This window comes from Polynucleobacter parvulilacunae (assembly GCF_018881715.1).
Classification (GTDB): Bacteria; Pseudomonadota; Gammaproteobacteria; order Burkholderiales; family Burkholderiaceae; genus Polynucleobacter; species Polynucleobacter parvulilacunae.
The window spans coordinates 179918-196156 of sequence record NZ_JACVPW010000002.1 but is presented as its reverse complement, the minus strand read 5'-3'; the positions used below and the strand labels follow the sequence as shown (position 1 = coordinate 196156).

The window sequence follows — 16239 nt, the reverse complement described above, 5'->3', positions numbered from 1 at the left end:
ATATGAAAACTATGTTTGACTTAAATAAGATTGATGGTCAAGGGGGTAAAGTGGATACAACAACACAACATTCAGATAAGGTGGTTATTAATGCGCTTGAGGTGCGAAATCTGAACTTTTATTATGGTTATTTTCAGGGCCTCAAAGATATCAACCTTGATATTGAGCAAGGCAAAGTAACTGCTTTTATTGGCCCATCAGGTTGTGGAAAGTCTACTTTATTACGCACCTTAAATCGTATGTACGATCTCTATCCTGGCCAACGTGCTGAAGGCGAGATTAATTTCTATGGTCAGAACATACTGGAACCTGGGCAAGACTTAAATTTGCTACGTTCACGTATCGGTATGGTTTTCCAAAAACCAACTCCATTTCCAATGTCAATTTATGAAAATATTGCCTTCGGTGTTCGTCTGTACGAAAAGCTCTCACGCTCCGAGATGGATGAGCGTGTTGAGTGGGCGCTTAATAAAGCCGCCTTGTGGAATGAGGCTAAAGATAAATTAAATCAAAGTGGCTTATCACTCTCCGGTGGTCAGCAACAGCGTTTGTGTATCGCGCGCGGTGTTGCGGTGAAACCTTCTGTTATTTTGTTGGATGAGCCAACCTCTGCTTTGGATCCTATTTCAACAGGAAAAATTGAAGAGTTGATTAATGAGCTTAAGCATGAGTACACCATCGCAATTGTGACTCACAACATGCAACAGGCAGCTCGCGTATCCGATTACACTGCTTATATGTACTTGGGCAGTCTGGTTGAATATGGTAAAACAGACGAAATATTTATTAAGCCAAAGCGTAAAGAAACAGAAGACTACATAACCGGCCGCTTTGGTTAATAGGAGAGATTAAATGCCAGATAAACATCTATCATCACAATTTGACGCAGACCTCAATTCTCTTTCAAGCCGTTTGCTTGAAATGGGCGGATTGGTTGAGTCACAAATTGCTACTGCGATGCGTGCTTTTACGCAAATGGATATTGATACCTGCAATATCGTAATTGACAACGAAAAGCTAGTAAACGACCTTGAGATTCAAATTGACTTAGCTTGCACGGAAGTCATTGCTCGACGTCAACCTACTGCTCGAGATCTTCGCTTAGTAATGGCTGTGTCCAAAGCAATTACTAATTTAGAGCGTGCAGGTGATGAGGCAGAGCGCGTTGCCAAGCGCACTAAGCGTTTAATTGAATCGGGTTCACCACACAATATTAACGTTGCTGAAATTCGCTTATCTGGACAAATGGCCATTAACTTATTGCGTCGTAGCTTAGATGCATTTGCCAGATTGGATACTGTTGCAGCGGCTGATGTGGTGGCTGAAGACCGTCAGATTGATGAAGAGTTCAGAGGCTTTGTTCGTAAACTCATCACTTATATGTCTGAAGATCCGCATACGATTAGTACTGGATTGGATATGCTTACTATTGCAAAAGCAATTGAGCGTATTGGTGACCATGCCAAGAACATTGCTGAATTTGTAATTTATATTGCAAAGGGCGCTGATGTTCGTCACATTCCGCACGCAGATTTAGTGCGCGAAGCCACTAAAGAATAAAACAGCTCACCTCTATGACTCACCGTATACTAATTGTTGAAGATGAGCCATCCATTGCAGAGTTAATTGCAATTAACTTGACCCATGCAGGTTATGAGGTTGAAAAGGCATTGCAAACGGACATTGCCTTGGGTCTTATGAAGGACCATTTGCCGAGTCTTATTATCTTAGACTGGATGCTCCCTGGTAAGTCTGGCGTTCAGTTTGCTAAAGAGCTCAGGGCAAATGAGCGCACAAGAGGCCTGCCTATTTTGATGCTGACTGCTAAAAGCGAGGAGGCTGACAAAGTTATGGGCTTGGATTCAGGGGCTGATGACTATGTCACCAAGCCTTTCTCACCCAAAGAGCTCATTGCCAGAGTTAAAGCTCTTCTGCGTAGACAGACTCCAATTGAGGATACCGGACCTCTTACTTTAGGTCCTCTGAGGCTTGATCCTAGCTCTCACAGAGTCTTAGCGATCTGGCCCAATTCAGATCCCAAGCCAATATCTTTAGGTCCGACAGAATATAGGCTTTTGCAGTATTTCATGGTCAACCCGGAGCGAGTGCATTCCCGTACCAGTTTGCTAGACAATGTTTGGGGTAACGAGGTTTATATTGAAGAGCGCACTGTTGATGTCCATATTAAGCGCTTGAGGGCCGCCTTGAGCCCCGTAGACTGCGATCGTTTCATAGAGACCGTACGGGGCAGTGGTTACCGAATCACTAAAATGCCAACCGAAATCTAAAGCCTATTTTTTAGGCTTTTTTAAGCCATTTCATGGTTGCTTCAGAGATGGTCTAAGATTGCACTATGATTTCTGCCTTATCGCGTTTCGCGTTCATTGTTTTCCTTGTCTTGATAGTTTCATTTATTGCGCTCTTTAATTGGGGTGCTCAATGGGCTATTTATATAAGCATTTCCTTGTTATCCATTCCTTTGGTTTATTCCTACGTCAATCTTGCTCGTTTACAAAAGCATATATTGACTGACTCACTTGAGACGATGTCTTTACCCAGTGGCTTTTGGGAAGAGGTCTTGTCTAGGTTGCAGCGGATGATCAAAGCATTAAAGCAAAGAATGCGGATTATCGAGCAACAGCACGATCGCTTTATCGAGGCCTTTCAAGCATCCCCTAATGGCATTTTGATGTTGGATGAAAACGATCAGATTGAGTGGTGCAATGCAATCTCCGAGCGTTTTTTTGGATTGAATTTTAAGCGCGATGTCATGCAGCGAATTAACTTCCTGATTCGACGTCCTGAATTTATCCAATACATTAATAAGCGCAATTTTGATGAACCCTTGCTTTTAGAGAGAATGGGGCCTAACAGCAGCCTCAGTCTAATGCTGCAATTATTTCCATTCGGAAATCAGCGCCATCTTTTGCTGGTTCAAAATGTCACCGACTTGCAAAAAGCAGACGCAATGCGACGCGATTTCGTTGCCAATGTTTCTCATGAGATGAGAACGCCCATTACAGTTCTAATGGGATTTCTAGAAACAGTCCAAACCTTAGAGCTTGAGAAGGGTCAGCGTGATCAGTATTTCGAGATGATGATGTCTCAAGCACAGCGTATGAAAAGTTTGGTTGAGGATTTGTTGACGCTCGCTAATTTAGAGGCCAACTCATTACCTGCTGCTAGTAAAAAAGTCAATCCTGAAACGTTGATGGCTTTACTAAGAAATGATGCTGAGGCATTGTCTAAAGGTAAGCATAGCTTGGGCTTTGAAGTTCAAAATCCTGCTTCACTATTAAGTGATGAAAGAGAAATACTTTCTGCATTCAGCAATTTGGTCTCAAATGCAATTCGTTACACGCCAGATCATGGCTCAATTAATGTGAAATGGGATGTGAACGCTGAAGGGTATGGTGAATTTTCTGTAGCAGATACTGGCCCTGGTATTGCTTCAGAACATCTATCACGATTAACCGAGCGTTTTTATCGTGTAGACAGGAGTCGCTCCCGGGATACGGGCGGAACAGGATTGGGTTTAGCAATCGTCAAGCACATTGCAAGCCGCCATCAGGCTCAGCTCATTATTGAAAGCACGCCGGGTAAGGGTAGTACTTTTATACTCCGCCTTCCTAAGGATCGGATAGCCACCTAGAAACTAGTCTTTCTTCTTTTTCTTCTTCTTTTTGGATTCTTTAGGAAGTTTTTCGGTTTTGCCACCTGCATAAAGGCACCAAACTTTAATTTCCTCAAATAGCTCTACAAGATCCTCATGAGGAAGGCTTTTTAGGTCCACCAGGCCAATCGCGCCACTTTCCTGTAGCTGTTTTACTGCATCCGCATATCTGTATTCACTCATGGCTTTATCTTGTTATTGACGATGAGGGCAATCCTATCAAACAAATATGACAAAACCCTATTTTTGATGGTTTTAATGGGTTTTTAGTCGGGATCCCCTGAAATTTCTGAGCTTCTTTTGACGCCTTTAATCTGGGCAACCAACCTCTCCAATGGACCACCAAGGGCTAAGGTGAGCAAAATTGCACCCAAGGAGATGCCTCCAAGGGCAAATTGACCAGCCCCAAAGGCGGCTCCAATGAGGGCGCATGCCCAGAGACTAGCGGCTGTGGTGAGGCCATGAACTCTCTGAGATCGTTGCTCATGAATTATGACGCCGGCACCCAAAAAGCCGAGCCCTGTAATGAGGCCCTGAAGAACGCGACTGACTGATTGAGCATCGTCTTTTACAAAGTTGCTAATGAGCATGACAGCTGTCGCTGCTCCAATGGCCACCAACGAATGGGTGCGGATGCCAGCGGATTTATGGTGCAGCCAGCGATTCAGTCCAAGAATGGCCCCAACCAATAAAGCTAGGGCCAATCGAAGGGCAATAGTCCCGTATAGATTCCAATCGAGCATTTCATTTCCTTCTTGGATGTACATTTATCTTCCACTCAGTGTATCCCAGCAACATCATTTGGTCATAAAAGCTTCTTCACCTTGTCACTTCGACGGTAAATAATTCAATTGTTGAATCAGTGGCATTTTTACAAAATAAAAATGTCCCAATTAATATTTCACCACAAGGATTTATATGAAGAAAACTTTATTGGCTATTTGGCAAGCTTGGTACGAAGCACGCTTAGCTTATGCAAATCGTTACGTTTCCCATCGTCTTGGTAGTTAATTTTATTTTTATTGTTTGGTCATTCATTTGTAATAAAGCGCGGCTATCATTAACTTGTCAGGAAACTCCTGACCGAGACAAATCTGTATCGTTCTTCCTTTGGGCCCAGCTTAGGCTGGGTTTTTTCTTGTCAGTATTTTTGTGCATGGCGATTAATAAAAGTGAAATATATACAGCCTAGGATGATGGTATTCTTTATTTAATAGAGGGCAAAATTTCATGAATACAAATCTCACTAAATATTTGTCTGATGTATTTAGAAATGAAGTTAAAGACAAGACTGCAATAGAGTCCAAAGAATTAAAATCTAGCATCGCCCCTCTAAAGGACTCAAAACTCAACCACTTTCTATTGGACAGAAAGTATGCATTACGTCTTGATGAAATTATTTGAATCTATAAATACAAATAATTTTCAATGGATCGTCCATACAACATACTCTTTCTTTGCACAGGAAACTCTGCACGTTCAATTCTGGGTGAAGCCCTTGCAACTACACTCAGTCATGGCCGCTTTATAGGTTATTCGGCCGGATCAAGGCCCAATTTGTACGTTCATCCTATTGCCTTGAGGCTTGCAAGGGAAATGGGTTACCCGCTTGAATTGCTGAGAAGTAAAACTTGGGATGAGTTTGGTAGAGAGGATGCTCCCCATATGGATTTCATCATCACTGTTTGTGACTCGGCTGCGGGGGAGGAGTGCCCTTATTGGCCTGGTCATCCCACTACCGCCCATTGGGGTTTTATGGATCCAGCTGCAGTGGATGGTAGTGAGCAAGAAATCTGGGATGCTTTTAGAAAAGTCGAGATGGGCTTGCGTAATCGCATTGAATTACTAATCGATCTACCAATTGATAAGTTAGGTCATTTACAAATCAAAGATGAATTGCACTCTATTCATCAGCAATTTACATAGAGACGGCCGAAGTTAAATATGGCAACTTATAGCGTTTATTACGCCGGCTTGTCTCTGACAACCCATCAAAAATTTGAGCTTGCTAAAGCGATTACTAAAATTCATGCAGATATCACTGGGGCAGAGGCCTATTTTGCACAGGTGGTATTTAAAGCGTTGGATATGCATGACTGTTTTATAGGCGGCGTTCTACTAGATGAGCCCCATATCTTTTTGAATGGGCAGATCCGCAATGGCAGAAGTGAGCAGATGAAAAAGCAGCTACTCGTTGAGTTGGAGATTGCGATGCAACGCACCACTAAATTGGGGAGCCATCAAATCTGGGCCTATATTGACGAAATTGTCCCTGGCCAAATGATCGAATACGGCCAAATTCTGCCTGCGGTAGGTGATGACAGTGTCTGGTTCTCAACTCTACCGGCAAGCATTCAAAAGAAGTTGATTTATTTGAATTCTTAAACAAGCCCCGTTTCTGGAATGGCATTAATATGGTTAGGTATCTTCATTACCTAGGTAGCCCATGTCTTCCCAGCAGAAACCACGATATGCCGTTCTGAGGTCAGTAGAGTCATTCAAAGACCCGCGTCCCAGCATAAAAAAAAGAATGGCTGATGGCAAGGCTTTACGCAAATCTGTGAGTTTTGGCGAGCAGGGGGTTTATACACCCCCTAAGCATCGTGTTGATCCAATATCAATACTAGAGATGCAGGCAAAGCAACGTATTGAATCGCTGATTCCGATCCGATATCAGCGAATGTTGCAGTCACCCTTTGCTTTTTATCGTGGTGGTGCAGCTATTATGGCGCAAGATTTAGCCAATCAACCGACAACCAACATCACCGTCCAGTTATGTGGTGATATGCATGTTTCCAATTTTGGTCTGTTTGGAACTGCAGAGCATCGATTGGTATTTGGTATCAATGACTTCGATGAAACTCTACCTGGCAGTTGGGAATGGGATATGAAGCGTCTTGTCACTAGCGCAGTCATTGCCTGTGAAAGTAATGGCGGCGATAAAGCACTAAGCAAAAAAATAGCATTCAGAATATGTACTGAGTATCAAAAAAAGATGGCTCAATATGCCAAAATGCCCTACTTAGATTTGGCGCAAGAATTCATTAGCGAGGCAGAAATTCGGAGGCATTTTTGCAATGAGCATCAGAAAAAATTAGATACTTATTTAAAGGAAACTAAGGGGCAAGGCAATATTCAGGTGCTACAAAGCCTAACAACTCTGGTGGGTAAGGACCGTAAAATTATCAATAAGCCCCCATTGATTGAGCATTTCAAAAAAAATGCGTTTGGGCATCCCCTGAGCTCTCTAATTGATAAGGCTTTATTAAATTACTCAAGCACCTTGCTGGCTGATCGCAAGATTTTATTTGAGCGCTATGCTTTGAAAGATTTTGCTCGCAAAGTAGTTGGCATTGGTAGTGTGGGTACTAATTGCATGGTTCTTTACTTTGAGGGGGATAGTGAAAACGACCCCTTGTTCTTGCAATATAAAGAAGCTCAAAAATCTGTTTTGAGTCCTTATTTAGGTGAATCAATCTACCGGGATATGGGTCAGCGCGTGGTGGCTGGCCAGAGATTACTCCAGGGCGCTCCAGATATCTTTTTGAATTACGGCTCTATGCAATTTGATATTGATAAGAGCCAAGGGTTCTATCTGCGTCAATTACGCGATATGAAAGGCGGGATAGAGATTGGTCCAGGGGGCGTTTCTTTAAAGAATTTTGCTGAGTATTCCAAATTGTATGGCTGGGCTCTTGCTCTTGGCCATGCGCGATCAGGGGATGCTGCTGTAGTAGCAGGGTATTGCGGCGAAGACGGGGATTTTGGTGAAGCAATGTATTCGTTTGCTAGATCCTATGCAAAGCAGAATGAGCGGGATTTTGAGTTATTTCGTAAGGCTGTCAAGAGCCGCAGGCTTAAGGCTGCTAAGACATAGTCATCCCAAAGTTCCGCCCTGCAGAGGGTCGTCATCAAATTGTCATTCGATTGGAAGATAGTCTAGTTTGACTCAATCCAAGCACTATTTTAATATGAATACATCACCATTTCTGAGAGTCGCATTTCTAATTTTCTTTGGTGGCTTTGCTTGCATAGTGCAAGCTGCAGCAATTTATCCAATTGATCAGGCATCGATATTGGCGGGCTCAAAATTTGACATTAAGATTGAATTTAACTCCATTATCAATCCTGCAGATGCGCTGATTGAGCTCAATGGCGCGCCAATTCACAAGTTCATTAGTGCTAAGCCAGAGTTTATTTCCAATGAAAATGGTAAGGGTAGTTCTATCCTATTTAGGGATGTACAACTATCTAAAGCGGGTAAGTATCAAATTATTGCTCGAGCCCCACAAGAGCGTTTACAGGTAGGTTGGGATGTATACGCTTCCGGCCCTCGTCGTGTAAAAAATGTCATTCTCTTTATTGGCGATGGTATGACGATCGCTAATCGCACGACTGCTAGAGTTTTATCTAAAGGAATTCAAGAGGGAAAGTATCAGGGTCGCTTAGCCTTTGATGATATGACAAATACGGCAATGATTGGTACCTCGGGATCGGATTCCCTGATTACAGACTCCGCTAACTCCATGAGTGCCTACACCACAGGACATAAAACAGCAGTCAATGCAATGGGCGTATATGTTTCTCGTGCTAGTGACAATTTGGCTCATCCCAAAGTAGAAACAATTGTAGAGCTCATTAAACGCAATACTAAGATGTCAGTTGGCATCGTTTCTGATGCTGAGTTACAAGATGCCACACCAGGTGCAATGGTCTCGCATACTAGGCGCAGGGCAGACAAGCAATATATCGCTGATCAGTTATTGGCTAGTGGAGCAGAGGTTATCCTGGGCGGTGGGGCTGCATATTTTTATCCGCAAACAGAAAAAGTATCTAAGCGAAAAGACGAGAAGAATTTAGTTGAATCATTTAAATCTGACGGTTATAAGATTGCATTTACTAAGCAAGAGTTAGCTTCTGCTGCCGAGAACAAAAATACTAGAAAATTATTTGGTGTTTTTCATCCTGATAACATGGATGGATCATTAGATCGTCTGTATTTAAAAAAGAATACGGTTGATAAATATCCTAATCAACCTGACCTCACTGAGATGACGCAGTCAGCAATAGAGGTGTTATCCAGAAATCCAAATGGCTTCTTTCTGATGGTTGAGGCGGCGTTAATTGATAAGTTCAATCATCCCCTAGACTGGGAGAGGGCTGCATTTGACACGATTATGTTAAGTAATGCTGTGCAAATTGCTAAAGACTATGCCAAGACCCATCCTGATACGCTCATTATTGTTACGCCTGACCATACTCATAGCGGCTCGATTAGTGGAGTAGTACATGACGATAAGCCGGGGCCACTGCGTGAAAAAGTGGGTACCTATGCTGCAGCTGGATATCCTAATTACCCGCAGGCGGATGCTAGGGGTTATCCAAATAATATCGACGTATCCAAGCGGATCGCTTTCTTCTACGGGAACTATCCAGATCATTACGAGACCATGCATCCAAAATTAGATGGTACATTTACCCCGGCCATTAAGGATGAGTCAGGCAAGTATGTAGCGAATCCTAAATATTTACAGCTTCAAGAAGACGCGATTCATGTCGGTGGAAATCTGCCATCACATCAGGATGTTGGAGTACATACCGCTGATGATGCCGTGCTCAATGCTATGGGGCCTGGCTCAGAAAAATTTAAGGGCTTCATGGATAACACGGAAGTATTTAAGATAATGGTTGAGTCTTTGGGCCTTGGATCAAAATAACGAATAGCGCTATGGAATTCATTAACAACGTTAACTATGCATCATTGACTGATACCGCGATCAGTCTGACCGCAGCTTTTTTCTTTGGCGGTCTCATTGGTTTAGAGCGCCAATATCGTCAAAGAACTGCTGGATTGCGGACCAACATTCTGGTTGCTATTGGAGCAGCTATTTTTGTGGACGCTGCAAATCGACTCACCGGTCATGAGGGCGCTGTGCATGTGATGGCCTATGTGGTTTCTGGTATTGGATTTCTAGGCGCTGGTGTCATCATGCGTGAAGAGGGTAATGTTCGCGGCATTAATACCGCAGCAACTCTGTGGGCTTCTGGAGCCGTGGGTGCCTGTGCCGGCGCAGATTTGATACTGGAGGCTGGGTTAGCTACGGTATTTATTTTGGCTGCCAACACACTGTTACGACCTGTAGTGACTTTTATTAACCGCCAACCCCTTGATACCGTCTCAGTTGAAGTAACAAATTCGGTTTATATCATCACCCCTAAACATGCTCAAAAGCATGCTCTTAAGCAGTTTATTAAAACCTTAGAAGAGGCGGGCTACCAAACCCAAGACGTTGAAGTGCATCAATTCGGCAGCGATGATGTTGAAATTCAAGCGGTATTAACGGCGTCTGCAGTTGATGGTGATGAGATGGATAAGCTCATAGCAAAAATTGCTGATCAGGATTTTGTAACCCAGGCCTTCTGGAGCCCGAGCACAACAGATTAAGCATGCCGACAGCTTTGACACAGCATTGACATAATTTTGATTCAATATGGCACTGTGAATAAGACTATCCAATACCCACAAGCCACTGTTACATGCCCACATTGCCAGGCTTCTGAAATTATTAGCTCCGAAGAGGGTGCGCAACATTTCTATCGCTGCCGTTCTTGTAGTGCGATTCTTAAGCCTAAATCCGGTGATTGCTGCATTTTATGTAGCTTTGGTAACCGTGATTGTTCAAGTTCGGAGCAAAACTTAGCGGCCTAAGCAAGGTTCCCAGCCCTACCTATAGGGCGATGGTGTGTATTTCATCAATATGTCATGGTTTTTACATAAAATAGACATAATTGATACAGCATTCCATTATTGGGGAACATTTTGGCCAGCAATCCGGTAGATCCTTCGTTAAACTCCGCAGACCTTGTTGCCGCGGTCGACTTGGGGTCCAATAGCTTTCGTATGCTGGTTGCCCAAGCTGTAAATACCCCATCAGGAACGCAACTCCGCCCCATAGATACCCTGCGTGAAACAGTTCGTTTGGCTGCGGGCCTCACTGAAAACAAGCTCCTTGGTAATGACGCTTATCAACGTGGACTGATAGCCGTTAGACGCTTTGGAGAACGTATTCGCGGGTTTGATCCATCCAATGTTCGGGCCGTTGCTACTAATACCTTACGTGTTGCTAAAAATGCCCAGCAGTTTGTGGAGGATGCGCAAGCGGCATTAGGATTCCCTATTGAAGTTATTGCTGGGGTTGAAGAAGCGCGCCTGATTTATATTGGTGCAGCGCATGAGGTTCAGGCCGTTCAGGGAAATAGATTGGTGGTTGATATCGGTGGAGGCTCTACCGAATTCATTATTGGCAAAGGTTATGAGCCTAGGTTGATGGAGAGCCTCTATATTGGCTGCGTCTCCCATAGTTTGCGTTTTTTCCCAAAAGGAAATATTGATGCACATGCTTTTAAGGAGGCTGAGCTGGCAGCTCGCCGTGAAATTCAAGTCATTTCAGGCGCTTATTTAAAGAGTGGTTGGAAGCAGGTTATCGGTTCTTCTGGAACCGCTAGGGCCTTGGCTGATCTGATTGCAGCTAATAATTTCAATAAGCTTGAAGACGGCTTAACCATGGGCCGTGTCAACGGTGCAAGCGGCCTCATTACTCGCGAAGGTTTGAAGAATCTTAAAAAGCATCTCCTAAAGTATGAACATGTAAACCAGGTTGAGTTGGTAGGCTTGAAAGATGATAGAAGGGCCGTTTGGCCTGGTGGTTTAGCGATTATGCTGGCTGCCTTCGATGAATTAGGCATCGAGGAAATGGAAGTCACAGACGCTGCCTTACGGAGCGGTGTCCTCTATGACTTACTTGGTCGATCACAACATCATGACATGCGTTATGTCACCGTAGAGCAATTCATGCAACGTTATGCAGTTGATCGCGAACAGGCTGATAGGGTTGGTAAATTAGCAGCAGATTTTTTGCAGCAATTGCCGAAGCCTGAGGTTGAAAGTCGGGCGGATAATGTTGCACTACTACAGTGGGCAGCCAATCTGCATGAGATCGGCTTATCGATATCGCACAACGGTTATCACAAGCATTCTGCCTATATCGCTGGCAATGCAGATATGCCTGGATTTTCCAAGAATGACCAAGCGAGACTTGCTGCACTATTGATAGGACATGCAGGTAAGCTTGGCAAGTTGGCTAATAATCATAGTTTTGAAGACTGGCGCATGCTTTTTTGTTTGCGATTGGCTCAGGTGCTCTGTCGTGGTCGAAATGACGTCAGTTTTCCTAAAGTTAAAGTTTCCGAGCATGATGGATCCTATCTGGTAAGTCTTTCTAAGGAATGGGCTGCGCAACATCCTTTGACAGAATTTAGTCTGCTTAAAGAGGCTGCAGAGTGGGAAAGAGTTGGGCGTTCTTATCAGGTGAGCTTCAAGTAGTTCTTGAAAGGGCAGTAGAAAAAAAGCCACTTCAACCTGAAGTGGCTTTTTTATTTCAATAGATGATCTTAAATTACAACCCCAAAAAGTGCTTTGCATATCGTGGATTAATTTCCGATAGACGCAACATGGTTAATAAGTCAGCAGTATTAAAGTCAGGATCCCATGCTGGAGCGCTACAAATTTTTGCTCCCAGTTTTAAGTAGCCCTTAATCAATGGTGGAGGTTGTACATCTAAGCCGCCATTTAATTTATCTAAAGGTAAAGGTAAGCGTGGGAAGGCGTGGAACTCTGTTGGAGCCATTTGATCATTGCCTAGTGAGTTGTAAAGACTCGCTGCAAAGTGACCGCCATCAGCCATGGGGATACTGGCGCAACCCAACATGATTTCATAACCGTTCTTCTGCATATATTGAGCCAAACCGCTCCATAGGGCCATGATCACGGCGCCTGAGCGATAGTCTTGGTGTACACAGGATCTACCTAGCTCAACCAATTTGGGGCGCAGGTGGTTAATGCGTGAAAGGTCAAACTCAGAATCAGAATAGAGGCGGCCAATTTCTAGCGCCTTATGCGGAGGTAATACGCGGTAAGTTCCCACTACCTTGAGGCTATCTTGATCACGAATTAATAAATGATCGCAATACGAGTCAAATTCATCAACATCTAAACCTTCAGCATTGGCGGGTAGATTGGCACCCATTTCTTCAGCAAAGACCTTAAAACGCAATCTTTGTGCTTCTTTAACTTCACCTGGAGTGCTTGCCCAAATAATTTGGAAAGCAGGTCTTTTTGGCTTATCTATCTGTGCTACAGGAATGACATCTGCTACTCGCAGTTCAGCTCTTGTCTTAGTAACAAACTTTTTCCCAAATAGTTTCTTTGCAATCTTTTTAGAAAGCTTTGTAAATGCATTTGGCTTCTTTCTTTTTAAGACCTTGACCTTTTTGGGAGCGAAAATCTCAAATGAGCCGATTGGATTAGGGATATCAGACATAGTTAGCCTTGGAGGATGAAATTCAAAAAATGGTTTAGATCTTGAGGATCACGGGGATACAAACTGCAGCCCAGAGCAGGGCTGCCACAAATAGAGCAAGCATGACGGCCGCGCTACCAAAATCTTTTGCTCGCTTGGAAAGATCATGATGTTCGAAAGAGATGCGATCGATTGCTGCTTCTACGCTTGAGTTCAGTAATTCAATAACAAGAACCATTACTAGGGAGGAAATAAGTAATGCCTTCTCTAGCAGTGATATCGGCAGCAAGAAGGCAACGGGTGTTAGCAATGCAAATAAAGTGAGCTCTTGCCTAAAAGCGCTTTCTTCCATAAATGCATAAACCAAGCCGCACCAAGAGTTTTTTGCTGCATGCCATGCTCTAGCAAGACCGCGATTGCCCTTATGAGGGTTCTGGTCGATATGATATGGAGCGTTCAACATTAACTTTCTTTAAGCAAGCGCAGTAACGTGAACTTCTGGAGTCGGCACTGGCTTGAGGTGATTGGCAAACTGCTCTGAAGCTGCTCTCCAGGAGAACTTCTCCGCATGTGCGCGTGCTACCTCACGAGGAATCTTGAGTGCCTGCATGCAGGCTTCGCGCAAATCTTCATTCATAGCGCCTGAATTGGAGTTGCCTAAGACATCAATAGGACCGGTCACTGGATAGGCTGCAACGGGTGTGCCACAAGCCATCGCCTCAAGCAGAACCAGACCAAAGGTATCAGTCTTACTAGGAAATACAAATACATCTGCCGCTGCATAGACTTTTGCTAACTCATGCTGCTGTAGTACTCCCAGATAGTTCACTTCTGGATATTTTTCTTTTATGCCAGCCATTGCTGGACCGTCTCCTACCACCCACTTCGAGCCTGGTAAATCAATTTCTAAGAATGCATTGATGTTTTTCTCAACAGCAACTCGGCCCACATATAAGAAGATCGGGTGAGCAGTGTTTAAAGCTTTTGAATCTTGCACCTTAAAAATATCGAGATCTACACCTCTTGACCACAACACCACATTCTTGAGGCCATATTTTTCAAGATCATCCTTGACAACGATGGTTGGCGCCATCACGGCCATTGATGGACCGTGGAACCAGCGAATAAATGCATAAGTGATCGCCAAAGGAATGCCTGTGCGCGCTTTGACATACTCTGGAAAGCGGGTGTGATAGGCGGTAGAGAAGGGCAGGCGATTCTTCACTGCATAGGCTCGGGCTGATAAGCCTAAAGGACCTTCGGTTGCAATATGCATTGCATCTGGTGCGAATTCTTTAATGCGACGAGCCACTTCTTTGCCTGGAAAAAGTGAGAGAGCGATATCCGGATAAGTTGGGCAAGGAATTGATTTAAAGCCAGTTGGCGTAATCATCTCTACTTCATGACCCATAGCTGTTAATTCGGCGCGAGTTTGCTTGAGGGTTCGGACAACGCCGTTAACCTGTGGATCCCACGCATCGGTAATGATCATAATTTTCATAGCACAGCCTCTTTGATAAGTGATTCGATAGCAGGTTGAAGAGTAATTTGAGGGGTTTCTACTGGCTCACCCTTGATGTGTGTCCAGTAAATCAATTTGAGTTCGCCAGTTTGTGTTTCAACTAAGGCGGAGAGGCTTTCAACCCAATCCCCATCGTTGCAATACAGTAGGCCATCGATCTCACGTATTTCTGCCTTATGAATATGGCCGCACACAACTCCATCACAGCCTCTTAAGCGGGCTTCTCTGGCCATAATGTGTTCAAAGTCAGCGATATAGCTAACTGCATTCTTTACTTGGTGCTTCAGGTATTGAGAGAGCGACCAATATTGCAGCCCCATCTTTGCGCGGACCATATTGAAGTAACGATTTATGTATAGGATGAACGAATACAAGTTGTCACCTACGTAGGCAAGCCACTTGGCATACTGCATCACGCCATCAAACTGATCACCATGTGTTACCCAGAGCTTTCTACCATCTACCGTTGTATGAATGACTTCTTCAACTACTTTGACGTCACCAAATGAAAGGCCGAAGAATTGTCTGGCGCTTTCATCATGGTTACCAGGAACATAGATCACTTCACTGCCTTTACGCGCCTTACGTAACAGTTTTTGCACTACGTCGTTATGTGATTGAGGCCAGTAGAAAGACTTCTTGAGTCTCCAGCCATCAATAATGTCGCCTACAAGGTAGAATTTCTCAGCATCGTTATGCTTTAAGAAATCGAGAAGGTAGTCTGCCTGACACCCTGATGTTCCTAGGTGTACGTCTGAAATCCAGATGGCTTTGTAATGCATCATGAAACAGTATTAAGCCTACTGAGTGTGAAACTGGCATGACAGTTCTGAGTCAGTTTTATGACGCCACGGCTATTTTCTGGATTTGTTTTATATTTCTACCTCATATGACTCAGAATCCATCCTCAAGAAGTTCTCTGTTAGCGCCTTTGACTACTGTATGGTCTTGGGTTCTAGTTTGGAGTCATGTGATTGGCGGTTTAGCAACGCTGTTCATCCGCTTCCCATTTGCCGACCAGAAGCTTAAAAGCAAATTGATTGAGGGGTGGTCTATTAGGTTGCTCGAAATTTTTGGGATTGAGTTAAAGGTGAGCGGCCAAGAAATTCTTCCTAATACACCATTTCTTCTAGCTTCAAACCATATCTCCTGGATGGATATCCATGTGATTAATGCATTCAGGCCTATTCGCTTTGTAGCTAAATCCGATGTGGAGGGTTGGCCTGTATTTGGGTGGATGGCTAAGCAATTGGGCACAGTATTTATTAAGCGTGATAGTGCTCGTCATGGAAAGTATGTTGCTAGCGAAGTTAGCGATGTGCTCAAAACTCAGTCAGTCTGTATTTTCCCAGAGGGTACCTCCACAATAGGTGAGGGCGTTCTTCCATTCAAACCCAATTTATTTGAATCTGCCGTTATTGCTCAGGTTCCAGTCTATTCCTTGGCAATAACCTATCGTTCATCCTTATCTGGAGACAGAAGCGAAGTGCCAGCTTTTGTGGGGGATATGGGGCTGCTGGAGTCTATGGCAAAGATCTTGAGGCATCGCCATCTAGTTGTTGAGTTGAGATTTATTCCGCCCTCAGGAGCTAATCCCGAGGCTTCTAAAGACCGTAAGTGGCTGGCTTTGCACAGTCAAGAGACTATTTCTAATCATTTAAAAGGCAATCATCGCCCTATGTAAT

19 protein-coding genes are annotated in these 16239 nt (G+C 43.9%); 13 read left to right on the top strand and 6 right to left on the bottom strand.

Annotated elements, in window-relative coordinates; translation table 11 throughout:
* Positions 1-2: 2 nt before the first annotated feature.
* The 4 genes from pstB to phoR all read left to right on the top strand — a co-directional run bounded on the left by pstB (position 3) and on the right by phoR (position 3652).
* A complete protein-coding gene (gene pstB, locus ICN18_RS06290; RefSeq protein WP_255532122.1) occupies positions 3-839 on the top strand; it encodes a phosphate ABC transporter ATP-binding protein PstB in 837 nt (278 codons plus the stop codon).
* A 13-nt stretch (positions 840-852) separates the two neighbouring features.
* Positions 853-1560, top strand: a complete 708-nt coding sequence (phoU, locus tag ICN18_RS06285; RefSeq protein ID WP_216189663.1) for a phosphate signaling complex protein PhoU — start codon at positions 853-855, stop codon at positions 1558-1560.
* A gap of 14 nt (positions 1561-1574) precedes the next feature.
* A complete protein-coding gene (phoB, locus tag ICN18_RS06280; protein ID WP_216189662.1) occupies positions 1575-2288 on the top strand; it encodes a phosphate regulon transcriptional regulator PhoB in 714 nt (237 codons plus the stop codon).
* Positions 2289-2353: 65 nt separating this feature from the next.
* Positions 2354-3652, top strand: a complete 1299-nt coding sequence (gene phoR / locus ICN18_RS06275; protein WP_216189661.1) for a phosphate regulon sensor histidine kinase PhoR — start codon at positions 2354-2356, stop codon at positions 3650-3652.
* Positions 3653-3655: 3 nt separating this feature from the next.
* Here phoR and ICN18_RS06270 read toward each other — a convergent pair whose 3' ends face one another.
* Complete coding sequence (locus ICN18_RS06270) at positions 3656-3856, bottom strand: hypothetical protein (protein ID WP_068323546.1); 201 nt, start codon at positions 3854-3856, stop codon at positions 3656-3658.
* Between the two features lie 83 nt (positions 3857-3939).
* Positions 3940-4440 (bottom strand): MgtC/SapB family protein, encoded by a 501-nt coding sequence (locus ICN18_RS06265; protein WP_255532121.1) that lies wholly within the window; start codon positions 4438-4440, stop codon positions 3940-3942.
* Positions 4441-4903: 463 nt separating this feature from the next.
* On the opposite strand from ICN18_RS06265, the gene ICN18_RS06260 reads away from it, so the two are divergent.
* From ICN18_RS06260 to ppx, 8 genes are all read left to right on the top strand, one after another.
* A complete protein-coding gene (locus tag ICN18_RS06260) occupies positions 4904-5077 on the top strand; it encodes a hypothetical protein (protein ID WP_216189660.1) in 174 nt (57 codons plus the stop codon).
* Positions 5078-5101: 24 nt separating this feature from the next.
* Positions 5102-5599 (top strand): arsenate reductase ArsC, encoded by a 498-nt coding sequence (locus ICN18_RS06255; protein WP_216189659.1) that lies wholly within the window; start codon positions 5102-5104, stop codon positions 5597-5599.
* 18 nt (positions 5600-5617) lie between these two features.
* The gene (locus ICN18_RS06250) at positions 5618-6058 is read left to right on the top strand and encodes a tautomerase family protein (protein ID WP_216189658.1); all 441 of its coding nucleotides are present in this window, start codon (positions 5618-5620) and stop codon (positions 6056-6058) included.
* Between the two features lie 145 nt (positions 6059-6203).
* A complete protein-coding gene (locus ICN18_RS06245; protein ID WP_216189657.1) occupies positions 6204-7550 on the top strand; it encodes a DUF2252 domain-containing protein in 1347 nt (448 codons plus the stop codon).
* 94 nt (positions 7551-7644) lie between these two features.
* On the top strand, positions 7645-9390 hold the full coding sequence (locus ICN18_RS06240; RefSeq protein ID WP_216189656.1) for an alkaline phosphatase: 1746 nt from the start codon (positions 7645-7647) through the stop codon (positions 9388-9390).
* An 11-nt stretch (positions 9391-9401) separates the two neighbouring features.
* A complete protein-coding gene (locus tag ICN18_RS06235) occupies positions 9402-10118 on the top strand; it encodes an MgtC/SapB family protein (RefSeq protein WP_216189655.1) in 717 nt (238 codons plus the stop codon).
* 54 nt (positions 10119-10172) lie between these two features.
* Entirely contained in the window at positions 10173-10382 is a 210-nt protein-coding gene (locus ICN18_RS10515) for a GDCCVxC domain-containing (seleno)protein (RefSeq protein WP_369411875.1), read from the top strand.
* A 111-nt stretch (positions 10383-10493) separates the two neighbouring features.
* Complete coding sequence (gene ppx / locus ICN18_RS06230; protein WP_216189654.1) at positions 10494-12056, top strand: exopolyphosphatase; 1563 nt, start codon at positions 10494-10496, stop codon at positions 12054-12056.
* A 73-nt stretch (positions 12057-12129) separates the two neighbouring features.
* Here ppx and ICN18_RS06225 read toward each other — a convergent pair whose 3' ends face one another.
* Genes ICN18_RS06225 through ICN18_RS06210 form a run of 4 tightly spaced genes read right to left on the bottom strand, consistent with a single transcriptional unit; the run spans position 12130 to position 15339 of the window.
* Positions 12130-13053 carry a GNAT family N-acetyltransferase gene (locus ICN18_RS06225; protein WP_216189653.1) on the bottom strand — a complete coding sequence of 308 codons (924 nt, stop codon included), beginning with the start codon at positions 13051-13053 and terminating at the stop codon, positions 12130-12132.
* 34 nt (positions 13054-13087) lie between these two features.
* Positions 13088-13495: a diacylglycerol kinase gene (locus tag ICN18_RS06220; protein ID WP_216189652.1), complete on the bottom strand. Its 408-nt coding sequence runs from the start codon at positions 13493-13495 to the stop codon at positions 13088-13090.
* 9 nt (positions 13496-13504) lie between these two features.
* Positions 13505-14533 (bottom strand): glycosyltransferase family 4 protein, encoded by a 1029-nt coding sequence (locus tag ICN18_RS06215; RefSeq protein ID WP_216189651.1) that lies wholly within the window; start codon positions 14531-14533, stop codon positions 13505-13507.
* On the bottom strand, positions 14530-15339 hold the full coding sequence (locus ICN18_RS06210) for a UDP-2,3-diacylglucosamine diphosphatase (protein WP_439650817.1): 810 nt from the start codon (positions 15337-15339) through the stop codon (positions 14530-14532). The genes ICN18_RS06215 and ICN18_RS06210 overlap by 4 nt, the downstream gene beginning before the upstream one ends.
* A 104-nt stretch (positions 15340-15443) precedes the next feature.
* Between ICN18_RS06210 and ICN18_RS06205 the strand changes: the two genes are divergently transcribed.
* Positions 15444-16238, top strand: a complete 795-nt coding sequence (locus ICN18_RS06205; protein ID WP_216189650.1) for a lysophospholipid acyltransferase family protein — start codon at positions 15444-15446, stop codon at positions 16236-16238.
* Position 16239: the final 1 nt, after the last annotated feature.

Excerpts from the sequence above, each read along its gene's own strand:
- phoB (WP_216189662.1), top strand. The coding sequence starts at position 1,575 with ATGACTCACCGTATACTAATTGTTGAAGATGAGCCATCCATTGCAGAG.
- pstB (WP_255532122.1), top strand. The coding sequence starts at position 3 with ATGAAAACTATGTTTGACTTAAATAAGATTGATGGTCAAGGGGGTAAA.
- ICN18_RS06210 (WP_439650817.1), bottom strand. The coding sequence starts at position 15,339 with ATGATGCATTACAAAGCCATCTGGATTTCAGACGTACACCTAGGAACA.
- phoR (WP_216189661.1), top strand. The coding sequence starts at position 2,354 with ATGATTTCTGCCTTATCGCGTTTCGCGTTCATTGTTTTCCTTGTCTTG.
- ICN18_RS06225 (WP_216189653.1), bottom strand. The coding sequence starts at position 13,053 with ATGTCTGATATCCCTAATCCAATCGGCTCATTTGAGATTTTCGCTCCC.
- ICN18_RS06265 (WP_255532121.1), bottom strand. The coding sequence starts at position 4,440 with ATGTACATCCAAGAAGGAAATGAAATGCTCGATTGGAATCTATACGGG.
- ICN18_RS06205 (WP_216189650.1), top strand. The coding sequence starts at position 15,444 with ATGACTCAGAATCCATCCTCAAGAAGTTCTCTGTTAGCGCCTTTGACT.
- ICN18_RS06235 (WP_216189655.1), top strand. The coding sequence starts at position 9,402 with ATGGAATTCATTAACAACGTTAACTATGCATCATTGACTGATACCGCG.
- ICN18_RS06270 (WP_068323546.1), bottom strand. The coding sequence starts at position 3,856 with ATGAGTGAATACAGATATGCGGATGCAGTAAAACAGCTACAGGAAAGT.
- ICN18_RS06245 (WP_216189657.1), top strand. The coding sequence starts at position 6,204 with ATGGCTGATGGCAAGGCTTTACGCAAATCTGTGAGTTTTGGCGAGCAG.
- ICN18_RS06240 (WP_216189656.1), top strand. The coding sequence starts at position 7,645 with ATGAATACATCACCATTTCTGAGAGTCGCATTTCTAATTTTCTTTGGT.
- ICN18_RS06260 (WP_216189660.1), top strand. The coding sequence starts at position 4,904 with ATGAATACAAATCTCACTAAATATTTGTCTGATGTATTTAGAAATGAA.
- phoU (WP_216189663.1), top strand. The coding sequence starts at position 853 with ATGCCAGATAAACATCTATCATCACAATTTGACGCAGACCTCAATTCT.
- ICN18_RS06220 (WP_216189652.1), bottom strand. The coding sequence starts at position 13,495 with ATGTTGAACGCTCCATATCATATCGACCAGAACCCTCATAAGGGCAAT.
- ICN18_RS06215 (WP_216189651.1), bottom strand. The coding sequence starts at position 14,533 with ATGAAAATTATGATCATTACCGATGCGTGGGATCCACAGGTTAACGGC.
- ICN18_RS06255 (WP_216189659.1), top strand. The coding sequence starts at position 5,102 with ATGGATCGTCCATACAACATACTCTTTCTTTGCACAGGAAACTCTGCA.
- ICN18_RS06250 (WP_216189658.1), top strand. The coding sequence starts at position 5,618 with ATGGCAACTTATAGCGTTTATTACGCCGGCTTGTCTCTGACAACCCAT.